General features: G+C 59.3%; 18 protein-coding genes. All 18 read right to left on the reverse strand.

Annotated elements, in window-relative coordinates; translation table 11 throughout:
- Positions 1–165 precede the first annotated feature (165 nt).
- Complete coding sequence (locus tag HU218_RS00130) at positions 166–4,224, reverse strand: retention module-containing protein (RefSeq protein ID WP_174872888.1); 4,059 nt, start codon at positions 4,222–4,224, stop codon at positions 166–168.
- Positions 4,225–4,383: 159 nt separating this feature from the next.
- Positions 4,384–4,992, reverse strand: a complete 609-nt coding sequence (locus tag HU218_RS00135) for a response regulator transcription factor (RefSeq protein ID WP_174872889.1) — start codon at positions 4,990–4,992, stop codon at positions 4,384–4,386.
- A complete protein-coding gene (locus tag HU218_RS00140; RefSeq protein WP_174872890.1) occupies positions 4,982–6,358 on the reverse strand; it encodes an HlyD family type I secretion periplasmic adaptor subunit in 1,377 nt (458 codons plus the stop codon). Before HU218_RS00140 ends, HU218_RS00135 begins: the two co-directional genes overlap by 11 nt.
- Positions 6,355–8,526, reverse strand: a complete 2,172-nt coding sequence (locus tag HU218_RS00145; protein ID WP_343033018.1) for a type I secretion system permease/ATPase — start codon at positions 8,524–8,526, stop codon at positions 6,355–6,357. Before HU218_RS00145 ends, HU218_RS00140 begins: the two co-directional genes overlap by 4 nt.
- 224 nt (positions 8,527–8,750) lie before the next feature.
- Positions 8,751–9,104, reverse strand: coding sequence for a DUF2069 domain-containing protein (locus HU218_RS00150; RefSeq protein WP_174872891.1), 354 nt, complete (start codon positions 9,102–9,104; stop codon positions 8,751–8,753).
- Positions 9,097–9,828 carry a twin-arginine translocase subunit TatC gene (gene tatC, locus HU218_RS00155; RefSeq protein ID WP_174872892.1) on the reverse strand — a complete coding sequence of 244 codons (732 nt, stop codon included), beginning with the start codon at positions 9,826–9,828 and terminating at the stop codon, positions 9,097–9,099. The genes HU218_RS00150 and tatC overlap by 8 nt, the downstream gene beginning before the upstream one ends.
- Complete coding sequence (gene tatB, locus HU218_RS00160; RefSeq protein WP_174872893.1) at positions 9,829–10,290, reverse strand: Sec-independent protein translocase protein TatB; 462 nt, start codon at positions 10,288–10,290, stop codon at positions 9,829–9,831.
- Between the two features lie 12 nt (positions 10,291–10,302).
- On the reverse strand, positions 10,303–10,500 hold the full coding sequence (tatA, locus tag HU218_RS00165) for a Sec-independent protein translocase subunit TatA (RefSeq protein ID WP_174872894.1): 198 nt from the start codon (positions 10,498–10,500) through the stop codon (positions 10,303–10,305).
- 47 nt (positions 10,501–10,547) lie between these two features.
- On the reverse strand, positions 10,548–10,868 hold the full coding sequence (locus HU218_RS00170; RefSeq protein ID WP_174872895.1) for a histidine triad nucleotide-binding protein: 321 nt from the start codon (positions 10,866–10,868) through the stop codon (positions 10,548–10,550).
- 14 nt (positions 10,869–10,882) lie between these two features.
- Positions 10,883–11,209 (reverse strand): phosphoribosyl-ATP diphosphatase, encoded by a 327-nt coding sequence (locus HU218_RS00175; protein WP_174872896.1) that lies wholly within the window; start codon positions 11,207–11,209, stop codon positions 10,883–10,885.
- Positions 11,210–11,352: 143 nt separating this feature from the next.
- Positions 11,353–11,745 carry a phosphoribosyl-AMP cyclohydrolase gene (hisI, locus tag HU218_RS00180; protein WP_174872897.1) on the reverse strand — a complete coding sequence of 131 codons (393 nt, stop codon included), beginning with the start codon at positions 11,743–11,745 and terminating at the stop codon, positions 11,353–11,355.
- Between the two features lie 11 nt (positions 11,746–11,756).
- Positions 11,757–12,524 (reverse strand): imidazole glycerol phosphate synthase subunit HisF, encoded by a 768-nt coding sequence (gene hisF / locus HU218_RS00185; protein ID WP_174872898.1) that lies wholly within the window; start codon positions 12,522–12,524, stop codon positions 11,757–11,759.
- 47 nt (positions 12,525–12,571) lie between these two features.
- Positions 12,572–13,315 carry a 1-(5-phosphoribosyl)-5-[(5-phosphoribosylamino)methylideneamino]imidazole-4-carboxamide isomerase gene (gene hisA, locus HU218_RS00190; protein ID WP_174872899.1) on the reverse strand — a complete coding sequence of 248 codons (744 nt, stop codon included), beginning with the start codon at positions 13,313–13,315 and terminating at the stop codon, positions 12,572–12,574.
- 23 nt (positions 13,316–13,338) lie between these two features.
- Positions 13,339–13,980 (reverse strand): imidazole glycerol phosphate synthase subunit HisH, encoded by a 642-nt coding sequence (gene hisH / locus HU218_RS00195; protein ID WP_174872900.1) that lies wholly within the window; start codon positions 13,978–13,980, stop codon positions 13,339–13,341.
- A 55-nt stretch (positions 13,981–14,035) separates the two neighbouring features.
- On the reverse strand, positions 14,036–14,629 hold the full coding sequence (hisB, locus tag HU218_RS00200) for an imidazoleglycerol-phosphate dehydratase HisB (RefSeq protein WP_174872901.1): 594 nt from the start codon (positions 14,627–14,629) through the stop codon (positions 14,036–14,038).
- A 6-nt stretch (positions 14,630–14,635) separates the two neighbouring features.
- Entirely contained in the window at positions 14,636–15,706 is a 1,071-nt protein-coding gene (hisC, locus tag HU218_RS00205) for a histidinol-phosphate transaminase (protein WP_174872902.1), read from the reverse strand.
- A gap of 130 nt (positions 15,707–15,836) precedes the next feature.
- Positions 15,837–17,129, reverse strand: a complete 1,293-nt coding sequence (gene hisD / locus HU218_RS00210) for a histidinol dehydrogenase (RefSeq protein WP_174872903.1) — start codon at positions 17,127–17,129, stop codon at positions 15,837–15,839.
- A gap of 57 nt (positions 17,130–17,186) precedes the next feature.
- Positions 17,187–17,828 carry an ATP phosphoribosyltransferase gene (hisG, locus tag HU218_RS00215; protein ID WP_174872904.1) on the reverse strand — a complete coding sequence of 214 codons (642 nt, stop codon included), beginning with the start codon at positions 17,826–17,828 and terminating at the stop codon, positions 17,187–17,189.

A 17,828-nucleotide genomic window follows, 5' to 3' on the forward strand; every position in this document is an offset into this window, starting at 1 on the left:
AACGTTCCTCCATCATCTGATGGGATCAAATTAGCAATAGTCGTTCCAGTGTATGTGAGGTTGGCCGCATCCCCAATGCCCACGCGCGTTTTCGCACACGCCATACGTAAAAAAAGGGGCCGGATTTCCGGCCCCTTTGCGCTAAACAACATCCAGTGCTGACGCTTACTGATCGACTTTCAGGTTTCCGTCGGTCAGCAACTTGGTAATGATTTGCGTATCGGTAGCGCCCAGATCACCCAGATGCACGCCGGTCAGGGTAATGGCCTGATCGTAACCGCTGGCGACATGACCACTGCTGCTGACTTGCACCACGGCATTGCCACTGCTGTCCGCGGTGAAGTGCAGGTAGTTGCCGAGGTTGGTACTGTTCTCGCCCACCAGCAGGTCCTTCAGATCCAGCACATCGCCGCCGGTGCCCTTATGGAAGTCGGTAATGGTGTCGCGCGCCGGGGAGGCCGTCGTCCCGTTGTCGCCCAATGCCCATTTAAAGGTATCGATACCGCTACCCCCGGTCAGGGTATCGTCACCCGTGCCCCCTACCAGCAGATCGGCATCATCACCGCCATTAAGAACGTCATTGCCCGCCCCACCATACAGCGAATCACTGCCGGTACCACCGTACAACTTGTCGTTACCTGCATCGCCATACAGCGTGTCATTGCCATGACCGCCCATCAGTACATCGTTACCATCACCGCCATATAGCTTGTCATTCCCTGCCCGACCATCGATGAAGTCATTGCCACTACCCCCGGTCAGAGTGTCATTGCCGGTAGTGCCGTAGGCAATATCATCGCCAGCCAGATAATCGACCGTTACCCCAGTTTGGGCCGACGTCGATGTAGCCAGCTCGCCGCCATTGGTATCGCTACTCAGCCAATCGTGGTCGTTCGAGCGCGAAGCATTGCCATCATCAAACTGGGTCGCATAGTTCCAGCTATTGTTTTCGTGCGTGCCGATATACTCGTCGGAGTTGATCAAAATCGCACTACCGTTTGCTGCTCCCGTTACATTGATGATGAACTGGTCGTTGTTGTGCAGAGTCACCTCACTGTCACCAGTTACAGTCAAGTAGACACGCAGCATGACAGAACCACTTGCGGCATACAGCTGCTCGAAAGTCAGTGATACACCAGTTGGCAGACTCTTGTTCACCAGAGACAGTGACGCATTCAGATCACTATCCAGCACCCGGATATCCCAATAGATCGAACTACCTGGTTGCATTGTGGCCGTCCCACCAGATGCGGATTTCACCCTCATATCAAACTGGTTGGTGTTGTCGGTGTAGTTCATCTGCCAAGAAGCACCACCGGAGTAGCTAATCTGCGGATCTTCTACCGCCGTCACCGAGATATCCAGCGTGGAAGTATCAGTGGTCTTGCCGTCAGTAACGGTGTAACTCACGGTTGGCACCGGGCCGTTATAGTCTTTCACTGGGGTAAAGGTATAAGAACCATCGGCATTGATCTTCAATGTCCCGATATTGGCGATGGTAGCCGTCTGGCCGGCGCTATAGCTGCTATCACCGATAGTAAAGCTGCTGACAGTTACTACACCTTCAATACTACTGGTACCGTTGAGTACACTACCTTGCAGAGCAGTATCTTCCAGCGTGCTTACTGTCTCGTTGCCATCGGTAAAGTTGGCCACATCCAGCACGGTAACGGTGAAGTTCGCCTGACTGCTCGCCGAGTCGACCACGCTACCATTAACCACCTCGCTGGATGTCGAGGTAACAGTCAAGGTGTAGCTACCCGGATCATCCACCATAAGTTGCAGAGTGTTCAGATTCCAACCGGTGACATCCAGTTGGCCGGAATTTCCAACGGTCAGCTCATGACCAGCACCGTCTTTCAGCACTGCACCAGCAGGCAAACCGGCAATATTCACGCTCAACACCTCAGAGCCATCGGTGTCAGTCAGTGCGGTATTGATGTCACCCAGGCTGAAGAAACTGTTCTCATAACCTTTGTTTTCCACCGCCGAGAACGAAATATTGTCCAGCAGTGCACCATAGGTGTCGCCGCCATCAGTCGACGAGAAAATCAGGCGGTAACTTCCGGAAGCATCCGCCGTCCAATTCTCGGTAACACTGTGCCAGCTACTATCCGTCGGTGAGAAGGTGTACAGCGTTACAGCCGTACCAGTTGGATTGCCGGCCGCATCCAGTTTCACCAGCGATACCGTCATACCAGAGCTTAAAATGTGGCCACTTCGCGCAGCCACATCAAAATCCAACTCATAGAAACGACCTGCCTCCAGCTGCATGTCGACGTACAACGTCCTATCACCAGATGCCGCTTCGATCTCCATGATCTTGTTACTGGAGCCATCACCTTGATAAATCCCTTCGTACCCCACTTCGACAAAGCCCTTGCCATTCCAGGTACTCCAGGTACCCACCGTACTGGCACCGGAAATACTGTTGATCTGAACCTGATCAGACCAACCTCCCGTCGGCAACGCCACGTCCTCGAAATTCATCGAGACCACCGTCTGATAACTGCTGACTGACAAAGCAGGCTTATCTGCAACCGGAGTTACATGGAGGTTCAGCGCTGTGCTACTTCCGGTATTGGTGGTGTAGGTAACGGTCGGCACCTCACCACTCCAGTTGGCCGCCGGGGTGAAGCTGTAGTCGCCGTTGGCGTCGATGTGCAGTTCGCCGGACGCCAGTTTGACGGTGGCACCGGTGCCGCTGTCGACGTCGGTGCTGTGGCCGTCGATGCTGATGCTGGTCACGCTCAGGCTGCTGTCGATATCGCTGTCGTTGGCCAGCACGTTGCCGGTGGCGGTGTGGTCTTCTTCGACGGTGTTGCTGTCCGGCGCCAGCACGCTGGCGTCGTCCACCGGGGNGAAGCTGTAGTCGCCGTTGGCGTCGATGTGCAGGTCGCCGGACGCCAGTTTGACGGTGGCACCGGTGCTGCTGTCGACGTCGGTGCTGTGGCCGTCGATGCTGATGCTGGTCACGCTCGGGCTGCTGTCGATATCGCTGTCGTTGGCCAGCACGTTGCCGGTGGCGGTGTGGTCTTCTTCGACGGTGTTGCTGTCCGGCGCCAGCACGCTGGCGTCGTCCACCGGGGTGACGGTGATGTTGAGGGTGCTGCTGCTACCGGTGTTGGTGGTGTAGGTAACGGTCGGCACCTCACCGTTCCAGTTGGCCGCCGGGGTGAAGCTGTAGTCGCCGTTGGCGTCGATGTGCAGGTCGCCGGACGCCAGTTTGACGGTGGCACCGGTGCTGCTGTCGACGTCGGTGCTGTGGCCGTCGATGCTGATGCTGGTCACGCTCAGGCTGCTGTCGATATCGCTGTCGTTGGCCAGCACGTTGCCGGTGGCGGTGTGGTCTTCTTCGACGGTGTTGCTGTCCGGCGCCAGCACGCTGGCGTCGTCCACCGGGGTGACGGTGATGTTGAGGGTGCTGCTGCTACCGGTGTTGGTGGTGTAGGTAACGGTCGGCACCTCACCGTTCCAGTTGGCCGCCGGGGTGAAGCTGTAGTCGCCGTTGGCGTCGATGTGCAGTTCGCCGGACGCCAGTTTGACGGTGGCACCGGTGCTGCTGTCGACGTCGGCGCTGCTGCCGTCAACGCTGATGCTGGTCACGCTCAGGCTGCTGTCGATATCGCTGTCGTTGGCCAGCACGTTGCCGGTGGCGGTGTGGTCTTCTTCTACGGTGTTGCTGTCGGCTCCGAGGATGGATGGCTGGTTAGTCGTAGAGGTCGTACTCAGGGTACTGGTTGAAGCGTTAGTGGTATCTGTGCTGCTACTGCTGGCAGCGCTATCCAGCGTAGCCGTAGTAACGCCCTCACTGATACGGGTCAGAATGGTATAGGAAGAACCACCATCCTCGGCACCGGCGGCATTCAGACCAGCTGCGGTGGCATCCAGATTTTGCAGCGGATCCTGACCTTGTTGCAGTGCGCCCAGAATCTGTTGAGCTTCGGCAGGAAGCGCAGGCGTCGCGAGTGCAGCATCGGTGGCGTCATGCGTGGCGTGACCGAATACGTCGTCAGTAATGGTCAGATCACGTGCTTCAGCAATTTTTACTACATTGCCATTGTCGGCCTGCAATTCGATATTGCCATCAGCCGGTACGATGAGCCGCTCGCCCACTGCAACGATGTCACCGACCTTCAGGAAACGCTGCGAGCCATCGGCCGCAACTGCAATGACTTTGCCGCTGATTGCAATGATTTTGCCGTGATTGCCGATCGCACTCATTCAAACGCTCCATACACTTTGACTAGGATGAATAGAGTCTATCGAGCACGATTTTTTTAAACCATTGTACTTAAGGGCACACAAAAAAATAAAAACCAGCCTTGGCCGGTCTTTATCGTTTAATGCGTTTGGTATTAGGCGTGGCAATAGAGGCGTATTTCAACCCGCCAGCCGGAGCAGTAACTGCACCCTGTCCGGCACACCGATTTTGCCGAAAATAGCGGTCAGATGCGCTTTTACAGTCCGCTCGGCAATATCCATATCGCGCGCGATCTGCTTGTTACTCTTGCCATCGCGCAGGTGGCCAACCACTTCTCGTTCACGCTCGGTGAGTTGTGCCAATAGCGGGCTATCGGTTTTCGCAACCTGCCCGAAACGGGCGCACAACTGCTGCATCAGGTGCACGCCGATCCAGATGCCGCCCGATGCCACTACCGACGCCACCTGCTGCAACGTATCACCGGCAGCAAATGCATGCAGATAACCGGCCGCGCCCATCCCCAGCCACTTCACCGCAGCCTCGTCGGTTGGCGAACTGCTCAACACAATGACCCGCGCCTTGCCGAAGTCACCGAGGCACAAGCGTTGCACCAGGTCCGCATCCTGATTATCGGCATCCACCCAGACCAGCTCCCCGTCCTGCAAGTGCAGCGAGTCAGACAACTCCCACAGACTGAGATGCTGGCGGCAGTTACCGAATACCATCTGCAGATGCTGCTGCAGGGAATTGCTGACACTAATCAGCCGGATATCCATATCAACGCTCACTCAGGGCTTTGGCTTTGGCTCGTAGCACCGGCTTCAACAGGTAGTTGAGCACACTTTTGTGCCCGGTAATGATGTCTACCTCGGCCACCATGCCGGGCTTGATTTCCATTTTCTTCTCGCTCAAGTGGGAAGAAACGGTCTTCACCTTCACCACATAGAAGGTATTGCCCTTTTCGTCGGTAATCGAGTCAGCCCCGATCTGGTCCAGCACGCCTTTCAAACCGCCATAGATCGTGGAATCGTAGGCAGTAAAGCGCACAAACACATCCTGCCCAGGCCGCAGGAAAGCGATATCGCGTGGAGAAATCTTGGTTTCGATCAGCAGGGTGTCATCCAGCGGCACGATTTCCATGATGTCTCGGCCGGGCTGCACCACACCACCCACGGTATTGACCAGCAAGCGCTTCACTTCGCCACGTACTGGCGAGCGAATTTCCGACAGCTTCACCTTGTCTTCCAGCGCGGTGCTGCCGGCACCCAGCGTGCCCAGTTTGCCCATGGTCTCCGACAACTCGGTACTGGCCTGGTTACGGAAAGTCAGCTCCACTTCCTGGATTTTGCGGCTCGCCTCGGAAATAGCGGATTGAAGTTTGGGAATTTGCGCATCGGCCATATCGCGTTCGCCACGATAGCGCGACACATCGCGCTCCAGCCGCAGGATGTCGACCTCGGACACCGCCCCGGACTTCAACAGCGGACGGGTAACATTCAATTCCTGCTGGGTCAGCGCCAGCCCCTGTGCCGCCTGGTCACGCCGGGCGCGGGCCTCGTTCAGCTCCTGTGTACGCTGCGACAGCTGCTGGCGGGCAATAGAGACGTTGGCGTCAAGCTCCATCTGTTTGGAGTGGTACAAGTCCATTTCCTGCTTGGCAATATCCGGAGACTGTTTGGTCACTTCTTCCGGCATCTGGAATGGCTTGCCATCGGCCAGCGCGCGCAGACGTGCCGCCTTGGCTTGCAGCGACAGCGATTGCGACTGGTTTTCGTTGAGCGACGACACAAAACGGGTGTTATCCACCTGCAACAGCAGTTGGCCGCGCTCCACGACATCACCTTCTTTCACCAGAATCTTGGAAACAACCCCACCATCCAGACTTTGCAGGTGCTGCACCTGGCTTGTCGGCACTACCTTGCCTTCACCACGCGCTACTTCGTCGATAGTCGCCAGTGCCGACCACAGCAAAGCCACCACAATGAACGAACCGATGGTCCACAGGAACAGCCGCGGACGCTGCGGGTTCTGCTCCAGAATCGCCCACTCGGCATCGGCAGCGAAGTCCTGGCGATCGCGCAAATCTTCCGCCGAAGACCAGTCCAGCAGACGCTGGAAGAAAGATTGCTTTTCTTGCTCTTGTTGCATGCTCATACCCGTGCCTTCCCGATACGCCCCTGCTGCAATGCCTGGATAACATCGGCCTTGGGTCCATCTGCCAGAATCTGCCCCTGATCGATAACAATGATGCGATCCACCAGATCAAGCAGGTTGGTGTGATGCGTCACCAGCACCAGCGTCTTGCCGGCGGTAATTTTTTCAAACGTCCGCTTCATTGCCGCCTCGGTACTGTGGTCCATATTGCTGGTCGGCTCATCCAGCAGCAGCACCGGAGGCGCATTCAACAGCGCACGTGCAATGGTCACCGCCTTGCGCTGGCCGCCGGACAGCGACTCGCCACGTTCGCCGATGATCATGTCGAAGCCTTCCGGATGGCTGTTGATGAACTCGCTCAACCCGGCCAACTCGGCTGCCGCATAGATACTGGCATCGTGAACATGCGGCTGCCCCATACAGATGTTCTGGCGCAGGGTGCCGTAGAACAGCACCGGGTCCTGCGCCACGTAACCGATATGCCGACGCAACTCGGCTGGATCGATCTGCTTCAGATCAACGCCATCGATGCGTACCGCGCCTTCCTGCGCCTGGTACAACCCCATGATCAACTTCTGGATGGTGCTCTTGCCGGAGCCGACACGTCCCAGAATCCCGACCCGTTCTCCGGCCTTGATACGGAACGAGACATTACGCAGCGCGCCCAGCGGGCTATTGGGATAATTGAACGACACGCCGGAAAACTCGATCTCGCCACGGAAGCTGGTACGGTGGAAGAACGACGCTTCGTTCTCGCGTTCCACCGGCATCTTCATCATGCCTTCCAGCGAAGTCAGCGACGACTTGGCATTGTTGAACTGGGTCATCAGCCCGGCAACGGCGCCCATTGGCGCCAACGCACGCGATGCCAGCATGTTGCAGGCAATCAGGCCGCCGACCGAAGTCTGACCATCCTTGATCAGGTACACACCGAGGGCGATGACCGAAACGGACATCATTTGCTGGATGAAACCGGCAAAATTCATGGTCACAGCCGACAGCAACTTGAGACGGCTACCCACCTGGGCCAGGAACAAGGTGGCTTTTTCCCAGCGCCCCTGCAACTCGCCTTCGGCACTCAGGGTCTTGATGGTTTCCAGTCCGACCAGACTCTCGACCAGATGCGCGTTCTTCTGTGCCGATGCGCGGAAGGTGGTCTCGGTCAGCTCCTGCATCCGTTCCTGCACGGAATAAGCCAGCAACAGCATCAGGATGATGGCAACCAGCGGCGGTATCACCATCCACGGCGAAATCCACATGATGACCAGCAAGAACAACAAGGCAAACGGCACATCCACCAATGTGGTTACCGTGGCCGAGGCGATGAAGTCGCGCACGGTCTCGAATGCCCGCAAGTTGGCCGCAAACGCGCCGACCGAGCTTGGACGTGCCTCCATGCGGATGCCCAGCACCCGCTCCATGATCAGCGACGACAGCATTACGTCGACACGTTTGCTGGCCAGGTCGATCAGGTAGCCGCGCGTCAGCTTCATCAGGAAATCGAACAGCAACAGCAACAGCACGCCGGAGGCCAGCACCCACAGCGTTTCGAACGCCATGTTCGGCACCACCCGGTCGTATACGTTCATGGTGAACAGCGGCAGCGACAGGGCAAACACGTTGATGAAAAATGCCGCGATCAGCGCATCGCGATACAGCGGTCGTCCCTGGAAAATGGCATGCCAGAACCAGTGCTGGCTACGCGCCTGATGCAGCTCCGGCACCCGCTTGTCGAAACGGAAGCGCGGCTTGACCGCAATGGCCAGCCCGGCATAGCGCGACTGCAACTCTTCGGCAGTCAGCACCTGTTCGGCTTCCGGCAGCTCTGCCGGGCTGATATGGAACTTACCGTCCTCGTCGATGGCGCGCAGCAGGCAAGCATCATCGCCATTGAGCAACAGCACTGCCGGCAGCAAGGCATGCGGCAAGCCGGACAAGGGGCGACGCAGCACGCGCGATGCCAAACCGGCACGGCGGGCTGCGCGTGCAAACATGGAAGGCGTTAACCGCTGGTTCTCCAGCGGGATACCAGCCACCAAGGAATCCCGGGTTGTCGTGATGCCATGTTCGCGCGTGAGTTGGAACAGACAATCCAGCAGCGGATCGAGGTGTGTTGCGTGTTGCGATATGTCTGACGGACTTCCTTGCTGCACCTGATTATTCATCATTAATGTCGTTTTCCAGGAGTTTGCGTGCGTGCTTTCATTATGGAATGAATTGTCGCTTTAGCCACGGCAGCGGCGGCCTCATTATCGGGATGACATGGCAAATCTGCAATCTGTGTTTGATTGATATTAAACAAATTGTTGCAAAATAGTCGCGCCATTCGTTCAGCCATAAAAAAAGCCAGCCTGCCGGCTGGCTTTTCTCTCTTTCACTGCTACGACGCCCCTCAGGCCGCCAGTTCGATTCGTTTTGCGCGCACATACAGCAGCACACAACCGAAGTAGCAAACCGTCAACGCCACTTCACCCAGTGCCAGCGCTTGCGCCGTGGCATTATCCGCCCAGCTGCGCATCACGCCATCGGCAAAGTACGCCAGGATGAACATGCTGGACCATTGGTAGGTGTAAATGCGCTCCCGCAGAATGCCCATCAATGGCAACAGCAACACTGCCGCCTTCAGCACGAGCCAGGAGCCGCCGGCACGCAACGGTGCCAGCCATAATTCCCATGCCAGACACAGCAGGATCAGCGCGATCAGACTGAGCACCGCCCCCCAGTGAAAAACCCGGGTCTTACTCATCTGCAACCACCGGCTTTTGCTTGTTTACCAGGCGGGCCATCAGGATGCCGGTCTCGTACAACAGGCACAGCGGCACCGCCATCATTACCTGCGACAGCACATCCGGCGGCGTCACCACCGCCGCCACGACAAAGGCCACCACAATCATGTAGGGGCGCCCTTCCCGCAGCTTGGCCAAGCTGACAATGCCCATACGGTTGAGCAGTACTACCACCACCGGCACTTCAAAAGTCACACCGAACGCGACAAACATGCCCAGTACAAATGACAGGTATTTGTCGATGTCAGTCATCATCGAGACACCCACCGGCGTGACCGCGCTCATGAAGCCGAACACCACCGGGAACACCGCAAAATAGGCAAACAGCATGCCGGTGACAAACAGCACCACGCTGCTGACAATCAGCGGCAGAATCAGCTTTTTCTCATGGTTATACAGCCCGGGTGCGACAAAAGCCCACAGCTGGTACAGGGTGTTCGGCAGCGACAGCAGGAACGCCACCAGCATGGTGACCTTCAGCGGCACAAAGAACGGTGCGGTGACATCGGTGGCAATCATGCTGCCGCCTTTGGGCAACACATCCATCAGTGGCTTGGCGATCAGGTGATAGATATCGCCGGACCAGTGGAACAGTGCCAGAAACGTCAGCAGCAGACCGGCGGCAATCCGTACGAAACGGGTGCGCAGCTCGATCAAGTGCGCAAGAAGAGGTTGTTGATCCATTTATGAATGCTTGTCGGCAACAGAGGGGGTCGGGGCCGTTGCCGGCTGATCGAACAGGTCCAGCTGGTTATCGTCTTTACCGGCCGGGGCATCCGCAGCGGCCAGCAGGTTGGCCACACCCTCCGGCAGGGCAATGCTGTGAACGGCATCATCATGCAATTGCGCCGCCACCACACTGGCTTCGTGTTCGATTTCGCGCGCTGTTTCCCGCACCTGGGCAACCTCGGTTTCCACCTGGTGGCGGAAAGCCGCAGCCGCCTGCTGCATCTCCTGCTGCAGTTCCTGTAGCCCCGCCATTTGGCTTTGCTGCTGGATATCGCTTTTCACGCTGGCAACAAAACGCTGGGCGCGGCCAACCAGGGCACCGATGGTACGGGCCACGGTCGGCAAGCGCTCTGGCCCTAACACGATAAGCGCCACCGCCCCGATGACGAGCAGTTCGCCAAAGCTGATCTCGAACACGATGGCGGCTACTTATTTCTTGTCGCTGTCGTCGGCATCAATGATGCGGCCATTGCCGGCATCCTTGTCGGTTTCACCCTTCATGCCTTCCTTGAAACCGCGTACCGCGCCACCCAGATCCTCACCGATATTGCGCAGCTTCTTGGTGCCAAATACCAGTACCACTACCAGCAACACGATTAACCAGTGCCAAATGCTGAAAGAACCCATGGAAACTTACCTCTAGCAAGAAACCGGCACGCGGTGCCGGAAAATGGTTACTTGTTGCCCAGAACGTGCAGGTGCAGGTGGAATACTTCCTGGCCACCGCCGACACCGGTATTGATCGCGGTTTTGAAACCGTCGCCCAGCCCCTGCTCTGCCGCCAGCTTCGGCGCCATCAGCAGCAGCTTGCCCAGCATCTGCTGGTGACTGCTATCGCAATGCGCCAGCGAATCCACGTGCTGCTTGGGAATCAGCAGGAAGTGTACCGGCGCCTTGGGATGAATATCGTGAAAGGCGACCATTTCGTCGTCTTCATAAAGCTTCTGCGCCGGAATCTCGCCCGCCGCAATTTTGCAGAAAATGCAGTTGCTCATGCTGTGCTCTCCGTTTATTGCTGCGGACGCGCGGCTTTTTCATCCAGCCCGGAAATACCCTCACGGCGCTTGAGTTCGGCCAGCACATCTTCGGCACGCAAGCCGTGATGGGCCAGCAATACCATGCTGTGGAACCACAGGTCGGCCACTTCGCGCACCAGATGCAGGCGATCCTTGTCCTTGGAGGCCATCAATACCTCGGCAGCCTCTTCTGCCACCTTTTTCAGGATGGCGTCCTCGCCCTTGTGGAACAGGCCGGCAACATAGGATGAGCTGGGGCTGGATTCCTTGCGGGCTTCCAGCGTATCGCCAATGGTTTTCAGAACTTCAGCGGCAATCATTCGGGTGTCCTTTCTGCGTCGGCAGCGGGGCAAGTATATGTCGATTGTGTGACATCCAGGTAACAAGGCGTATGGGGGTCAACCGTTGTACCCCGCGGTCGTTTACCTTGCCATGACCGGGGTCAGACGACAGGAAAGTGATGTCAGTGCGAGTGGTAAATGGCGTGCGGATCTTTCAGTACCGCGTCGGTCACCACCCAGTCGCCGTCGCGGAACACGCGGTAGAAACAGCTCTCGCGCCCGGTGTGGCAGGCGATACCGCCAGCCTGCTCCACCTGCATGGTGATCACGTCGCCATCGCAGTCCAGACGCAACTCCTTCACCGTCTGCAGGTGGCCGGACTCCTCGCCCTTTTTCCACAAGCGGTTGCGGGAGCGGCTCCAGTAGTGCGCGATGCCGGTATCGGCGGTCAGCTGCAGCGATTCGCGGGTCATCCACGCCACCATCAGCACCCGGCCGGTGGCGGCATCCTGGGCGATGGCGGGGACCAAACCCTTGTCATCCCCTTTCACGGCATCAAGCCAGTTTGCAGTCATGCGGCCAACCTTTACAGACGGACTTCGATGCCGGCCGCGCGCATGGCTTCTTTCGCCTCGCGCACGGTGTACTCGCCAAAGTGGAAGATGCTGGCAGCCAGCACCGCATCGGCCTTGCCCAGCGTCACGCCTTCCACCAAGTGCTGCAGATTGCCCACGCCACCGGAAGCGATTACCGGAATCGGCACCGCCTCGGATACCGCGCGGGTCAGCGGCAGGTTGAAACCGATCTTGGTACCGTCACGGTCCATGCTGGTAAGCAGGATCTCGCCGGCGCCGTACTGCGCCATCTTCGCTGCCCATTCGACCGCATCCAGGCCGGTAGGGTTGCGCCCGCCGTGGGTAAAGATCTCCCAGCGGTCGTTATCCGGCGTTACCGCCTTGGCGTCCACCGCCACCACGATGCACTGGCTGCCGAACTTGTCGGCTGCTTCCTTGACCAGATCCGGATTGGTCACCGCCGCGGTGTTGATGCTGACCTTGTCGGCGCCGGCGTTCAGCAGCCGGCGGATGTCTTCCACCTTGCGCACCCCGCCACCCACGGTCAGCGGGATGAACACCTGTTCGGCTACCGCTTCGATCACGTGCAGGATGATGTCGCGCTGGTCGGAGCTGGCAGTGATGTCGAGGAAAGTCAACTCGTCGGCGCCCTGCTCGTTGTAGCGCTTGGCGATTTCCACCGGGTCGCCGGCATCGCGCAGGCCGACGAAGTTGACACCCTTCACCACGCGACCGGCGGTCACGTCGAGACAGGGGATGATGCGTTTGGCTAGAGACATGATGTACTACGAATGAAGGTTGGCCGCACGAGGCGGCCAACCGGGGGTTAGGCTTCGGACAGTTCGTCCGCCAGCGTCTGCGCGGCGGCAAAATCGATGCTGCCTTCGTAGATGGCGCGGCCGGTAATGGCGCCCTCGATGCCCTCGCTCTCCACCGCGCACAGGTTGCGCACGTCGTCGAGGTTGGTCAGGCCGCCGGAGGCGATCACCGGCACGCTCAGCGCCTGCGCCAGCTTGACGGTGGCGTCGATGTTGACGCCATTCATCATGCCGTCGCGGCCGATATCGGTGTAGATCACCGAGTTCACACCGTAGTCTTCGAAGCGCTTGGCCAGATCGATCACATTGTGATTGGTTACCTTGGCCCAGCCATCGATGGCCACCATGCCGTCCTTGGCATCCAGACCGACAATCACCTGGCCGGGGAAGGCATCGCAGGCATCGTGCAGAAAGCCCGGGTTTTTTACCGCGGCAGTGCCGATAATCACGTATTTCAGGCCGAGATCGAAGTACTTCTCGATGGTGTCGAGGTCGCGGATACCGCCCCCCAACTGCACCGGCATGTCGTCGCCCACTGCACCCAGAATGTCGCGGATCACCGCCAGATTCTTGGGCTTGCCGGCAAAGGCACCGTTCAGGTCCACCAGATGCAGGCGCCGCGCGCCCTGGTCACGCCAGTGCAAGGCAACCTTTACAGGGTCATCGGAAAACACGGTGGCATCAGTCATTACGCCTTGTTTCAGGCGTACGCATTGACCGTCCTTCAGGTCGATAGCGGGAATCAGCAGCATGGTGCGTAAGGATCTACGGAAAGTTAAACAGTGCCATCCCAGGCCAGGAAGTTCTTCATCATCTGCAACCCGGCACGGTGGCTCTTCTCGGTGTGGAATTGCGTGGCAAAAATATTGCCACGCCCGACGATACAACAAAAGCGCTCCGGATACTCGCTTTCCGCCAGGTTGATGCCGGCTTCAGCGGGTGCGAAGTGGTAACTGTGTACAAAATAGAAACGCTCGCCATCCTCGATGCCGGCAAACAGCGGGTGTGCGCTGCGCTGGTACACGCGGTTCCAGCCCATGTGCGGCACTTTAAGGCGCTCACCACGGGCATCCAGCAGGTTGGCCGCAAAGCGCTTGACCTCGCCCTTGAAGATGCCAAGACCGGGGGTATCACCCTCCTCGCTGTGCTCGAACAACAACTGTGCGCCAACACAAATGCCGAAGAACGGCTTGTTGCGCGTGCTTTCGCGCACCGCTTCGGCCAGACCGTGTGCATTCAGCTCGCGCATGCAGTCCGGCATCGCGCCCTGGCCGGGAAAGATCACCTTGTCGGCCTTGAGTACCTGCTCCGGATCGGAGGTCAGAAAAATATCAGCCCCGATGTCGTTCACGAACTGCACGGACTTCAGCACCGAGTGCAGATTGCCCATGCCGTAGTCGATGACTGCAACTTTCATATCAGCCTTACAGAATCATGTTGGGAGTAGGTGACAAACCGTCACCATTGCCGCATCAGGCAGTCAGCGTGCCCTTGGTGGACGGCGTGATGCCGGCCATGCGCTCGTCAAATTCCACCGCCATGCGCAGCGCACGGCCAAAGGCCTTGAACACCGTCTCGGCCTGGTGGTGGCTGTTCACCCCACGCAGATTGTCGATGTGCAGCGTCACCATGCTGTGGTTGACGAAACCATGGAAGAACTCGCTGAACAGATCGACGTCGAAACCACCGATGGCGGCGCGAGTAAACGGGATGTGGTACTGCAGCCCGGGGCGACCAGACAGGTCGATCACTACCCGCGACAGCGCTTCATCCAGCGGCACATAGGCGTGACCGTAGCGACGGATGCCTTTCTTGTCGCCAATGGCCTTGGCAAACGCCTGCCCCAGCGTGATGCCGATATCTTCCACGGTGTGATGGGCATCGATATGCAGGTCGCCGCGGGCGGTGATGTCGATATCGATCAGGCCGTGGCGGGCGATCTGGTCCATCATGTGATCGAGAAACGGTACGCCGGTATCGAAGCGGCCAACACCGCTGCCATCCAGGTTCAGGCTGACAGTGATCTGGGTTTCCAGGGTATTACGGGTAACGGTAGCAGTACGCATGATGGCTCAGGCAAAGTAGGCGTGAATGGCGGCAAGCAGCGCACTGTTTTCATCAGGGCTGCCCACAGTCAGGCGCAGGCAGTTATCCAGCAGCGGATGATAGCCATGCAGGTTCTTGATCAGGATACCCTCGGCCTTCAAGCGCGCAAACAGTGCCAGCGCATCCGGCACGCGGATGGTGAGGAAGTTGGCCTCGGAGGGATACACCGTCACCGCGGCCAAAGTGCCGAGGCTGTCGGCAAGACGGCTGCGCTCGCGGCGCAACTCGGACGCCTGTGCGGCAAACACATCCAGATGACGCAATGCGAACTTGGCGGCAGCCTGACTCAGTACATTGATGTTGTACGGCGGACGTACCTTGTCCAGTTGCGCGATGACTTCCGGATGACCGGCGGCGTAGCCCAGACGCAAACCGGCCAGGCCCAGCTTGGATAGCGTACGCATCACGATCAGGTGCGGCTGGCTGCCAGCCAGATCCATGAAGCTGTCGACGGCAAAGGTCTGATAGGCTTCGTCAACCACCACCAGTCCTGGCGCGGCATCCAGCACGGCCTGCACTTCCTCGCGGGCAAAGCGCGGACCGGTAGGGTTGTTGGGGTAGGACAGGAACACCACCGCCGGGCGATGTTCACGGATGGCGGCCAACGTGGCCGGCAGGTCGAGGCTGAAATCCGCCTGCAGCGGCACCCCGACATAACGCACGCGCGAGAACTGCGCGTTGAGGCGGTACATCACGAACGACGGTTCCAGCGCCAGTACCACGGTGTCGTCGCTGGCGATCGCCTGGGTAATCAGGGTGATGATTTCGTCGGAGCCGTTGCCCAGCACCACGTCGGCTGCAGCCGGAATAGCAAACGCGGCCTTGAGCTGGTCTTTCAGACCATCGCCATGCGGGTCGGGATAGCGGTTCAACGCCACCTCGGCCAGCACCTGGCCCAGTTCGGCACGCAGCGCCGGCGGCAAATGGTAGGGATTTTCCATCGCGTCGAGCTTGATATAGCCCGAGGCATCGGCGACATGGTAGGCCTGCATGGCCAGCACGTCGGGGCGGAACAATTGTTGTATAGACATTTTCATCGGCAATTCTCGCCGGCCGGGCCGGTTCGAAGTGTCGGTGATGGCCCGACGCGGAGGGTGCAACAAGGGCTTCATCGTAACCTGAAACCCGTCAGCGGGCTACCGCCGGAACGCGGCAGCCCGGCGGCAGTTACTTGTCCAGACGCAACTCGGCGGCACGGGCATGCGCGGTCAGGCCCTCACCATGCGCCAGAATACTGGCGATCTGGCCCAGCTTTTGCGCCCCGGCGTGCGACACGCGGATCAGGCTGCTGCGCTTCTGGAAATCGTACACCCCCAGCGGGCTGGCAAAGCGCGCGGTACGGCTGGTCGGCAGCACGTGGTTAGGGCCGGCACAGTAATCGCCCAGGCTTTCCGAGGTAAAGCGTCCCATGAAGATGGCACCGGCGTGGCGCAACTGCGGCAGGTAACGCTCCGGCTCCGCCACCGACAGCTCCAGATGTTCCGGCGCGATGTAGTTGGAGATGACGCAGGCTTCGTCCAGGTCGCGTACCTCGATCAGCGCACCACGGTTGCCAAGACTGGCTTCGATGATGGCGCGGCGCGGCATGGTCGACAGCAGCTTTTCGATGCTGGCTTCCACTTTGGCGATGTAGTCGGCCGACGGGCACAACAGGATGGCCTGCGCGATTTCGTCGTGCTCGGCCTGACTGAACAGGTCCATGGCGATCCAGTCCGGATCGGTATCGCCATCGCAGATCACCAGGATTTCGGACGGGCCGGCCACCATGTCGATGCCCACCACGCCGAACACGCGGCGCTTGGCGGCGGCGACGTAGGCATTGCCCGGGCCGGTGATCTTGTCTACCTGCGGCACGCTGTCGGTACCGTAAGCCAGTGCGGCAACGGCTTGCGCACCACCACAGGTAAATACCTTGTCCACGCCGGCGATAAAGGCCGCAGCCAACACCAGATCGTTCTTTTCGCCATTCGGCGTCGGCACCACCATGATGATCTCGCCGACACCGGCAACCTTCGCCGGCAGCGCATTCATCAGCACCGAGCTCGGATAGGCGGCCTTGCCGCCCGGCACGTAAATGCCGACGCGGTCCAGCGGGGTCACCTGCTGCCCCAGCAGGGTGCCGTCTTCGTCCTCGTAGCTCCAGGAATGCGCCAGCTGCTTTTCGTGATAGCGGCGCACGCGCTCGGCGGCGGCGGTCAGCGCGGCGCGCACGTGCTCCGGCAGACGGTCGTGGGCGGCCTGCAGCTCGGCACGGCTCAGCGTCAGCTCGGCCATGCTGGCCGCGTGCATACGGTCGAAACGGTTGGTGTACTCCACCACGGCGGCATCGCCACGGGCTTTCACGTCGTCGCAGATGGCGGCGACAGCGGCGTCCACCGCCGGGTCCTGCGCCGTCTCGAACGCCAGCAGCGCTTGCAGGCGGGCGTCAAAATCGGCTTGGGAGGAAGACAGGCGTTGCATGTTTACGGCTCCATAGACTTGCGGCCAACCCGAAGGTTGGCCGCAACGGGCATTGGCTTACTGCGGCACGGCGCCGGCAAAGGCATCCAGCACCGGCTGGATGGTGTCGTACTTGAGCTTGAGTGCGGCCTGGTTCACCACCAGTCGCGAGCTGATGTCGATGATGTGTTCCACCGCCACCAGATTGTTGGCTTTCAGGGTGCCGCCGGTCGACACCAAATCGACGATGGCATCGGCCAGCCCCACCAGCGGCGCCAGCTCCATCGAGCCATACAGCTTGATGATGTCCACATGCACACCCTTGGCGGCAAAGTGCTCGCGGGCGATCTGCGGATACTTGGTGGCCACTTTCAGGCGCGCGCCATGCTTCACCGCGGCGTCGTAATCGAAGCCGTTCTCCACCGCCACCATCATCTTGCACTTGGCAATATTCAGGTCCAGCGGCTGGTACAGGCCGGCACCGCCATGCTCGATCAGCACATCGCGGCCGGCGATGCCCAGATCGGCGGCGCCATACTGCACATAGGTCGGCACGTCGGAAGCGCGCACGATCACCAGGCGCACGTCCGGACGGTTGGTACCGATGATCAGCTTGCGCGAGGATTCCGGCGCCTCGGCCGGCACGATACCGGCCGCAGCCAGCAGCGGCAGGGTTTCTTCAAAGATGCGGCCCTTGGACAGGGCAATAGTCAAAGTCAT

Origin of the sequence: Vogesella oryzae, from assembly GCF_902829295.1 — a bacterium.
GTDB lineage: Bacteria > Pseudomonadota > Gammaproteobacteria > Burkholderiales > Chromobacteriaceae > Vogesella > Vogesella oryzae.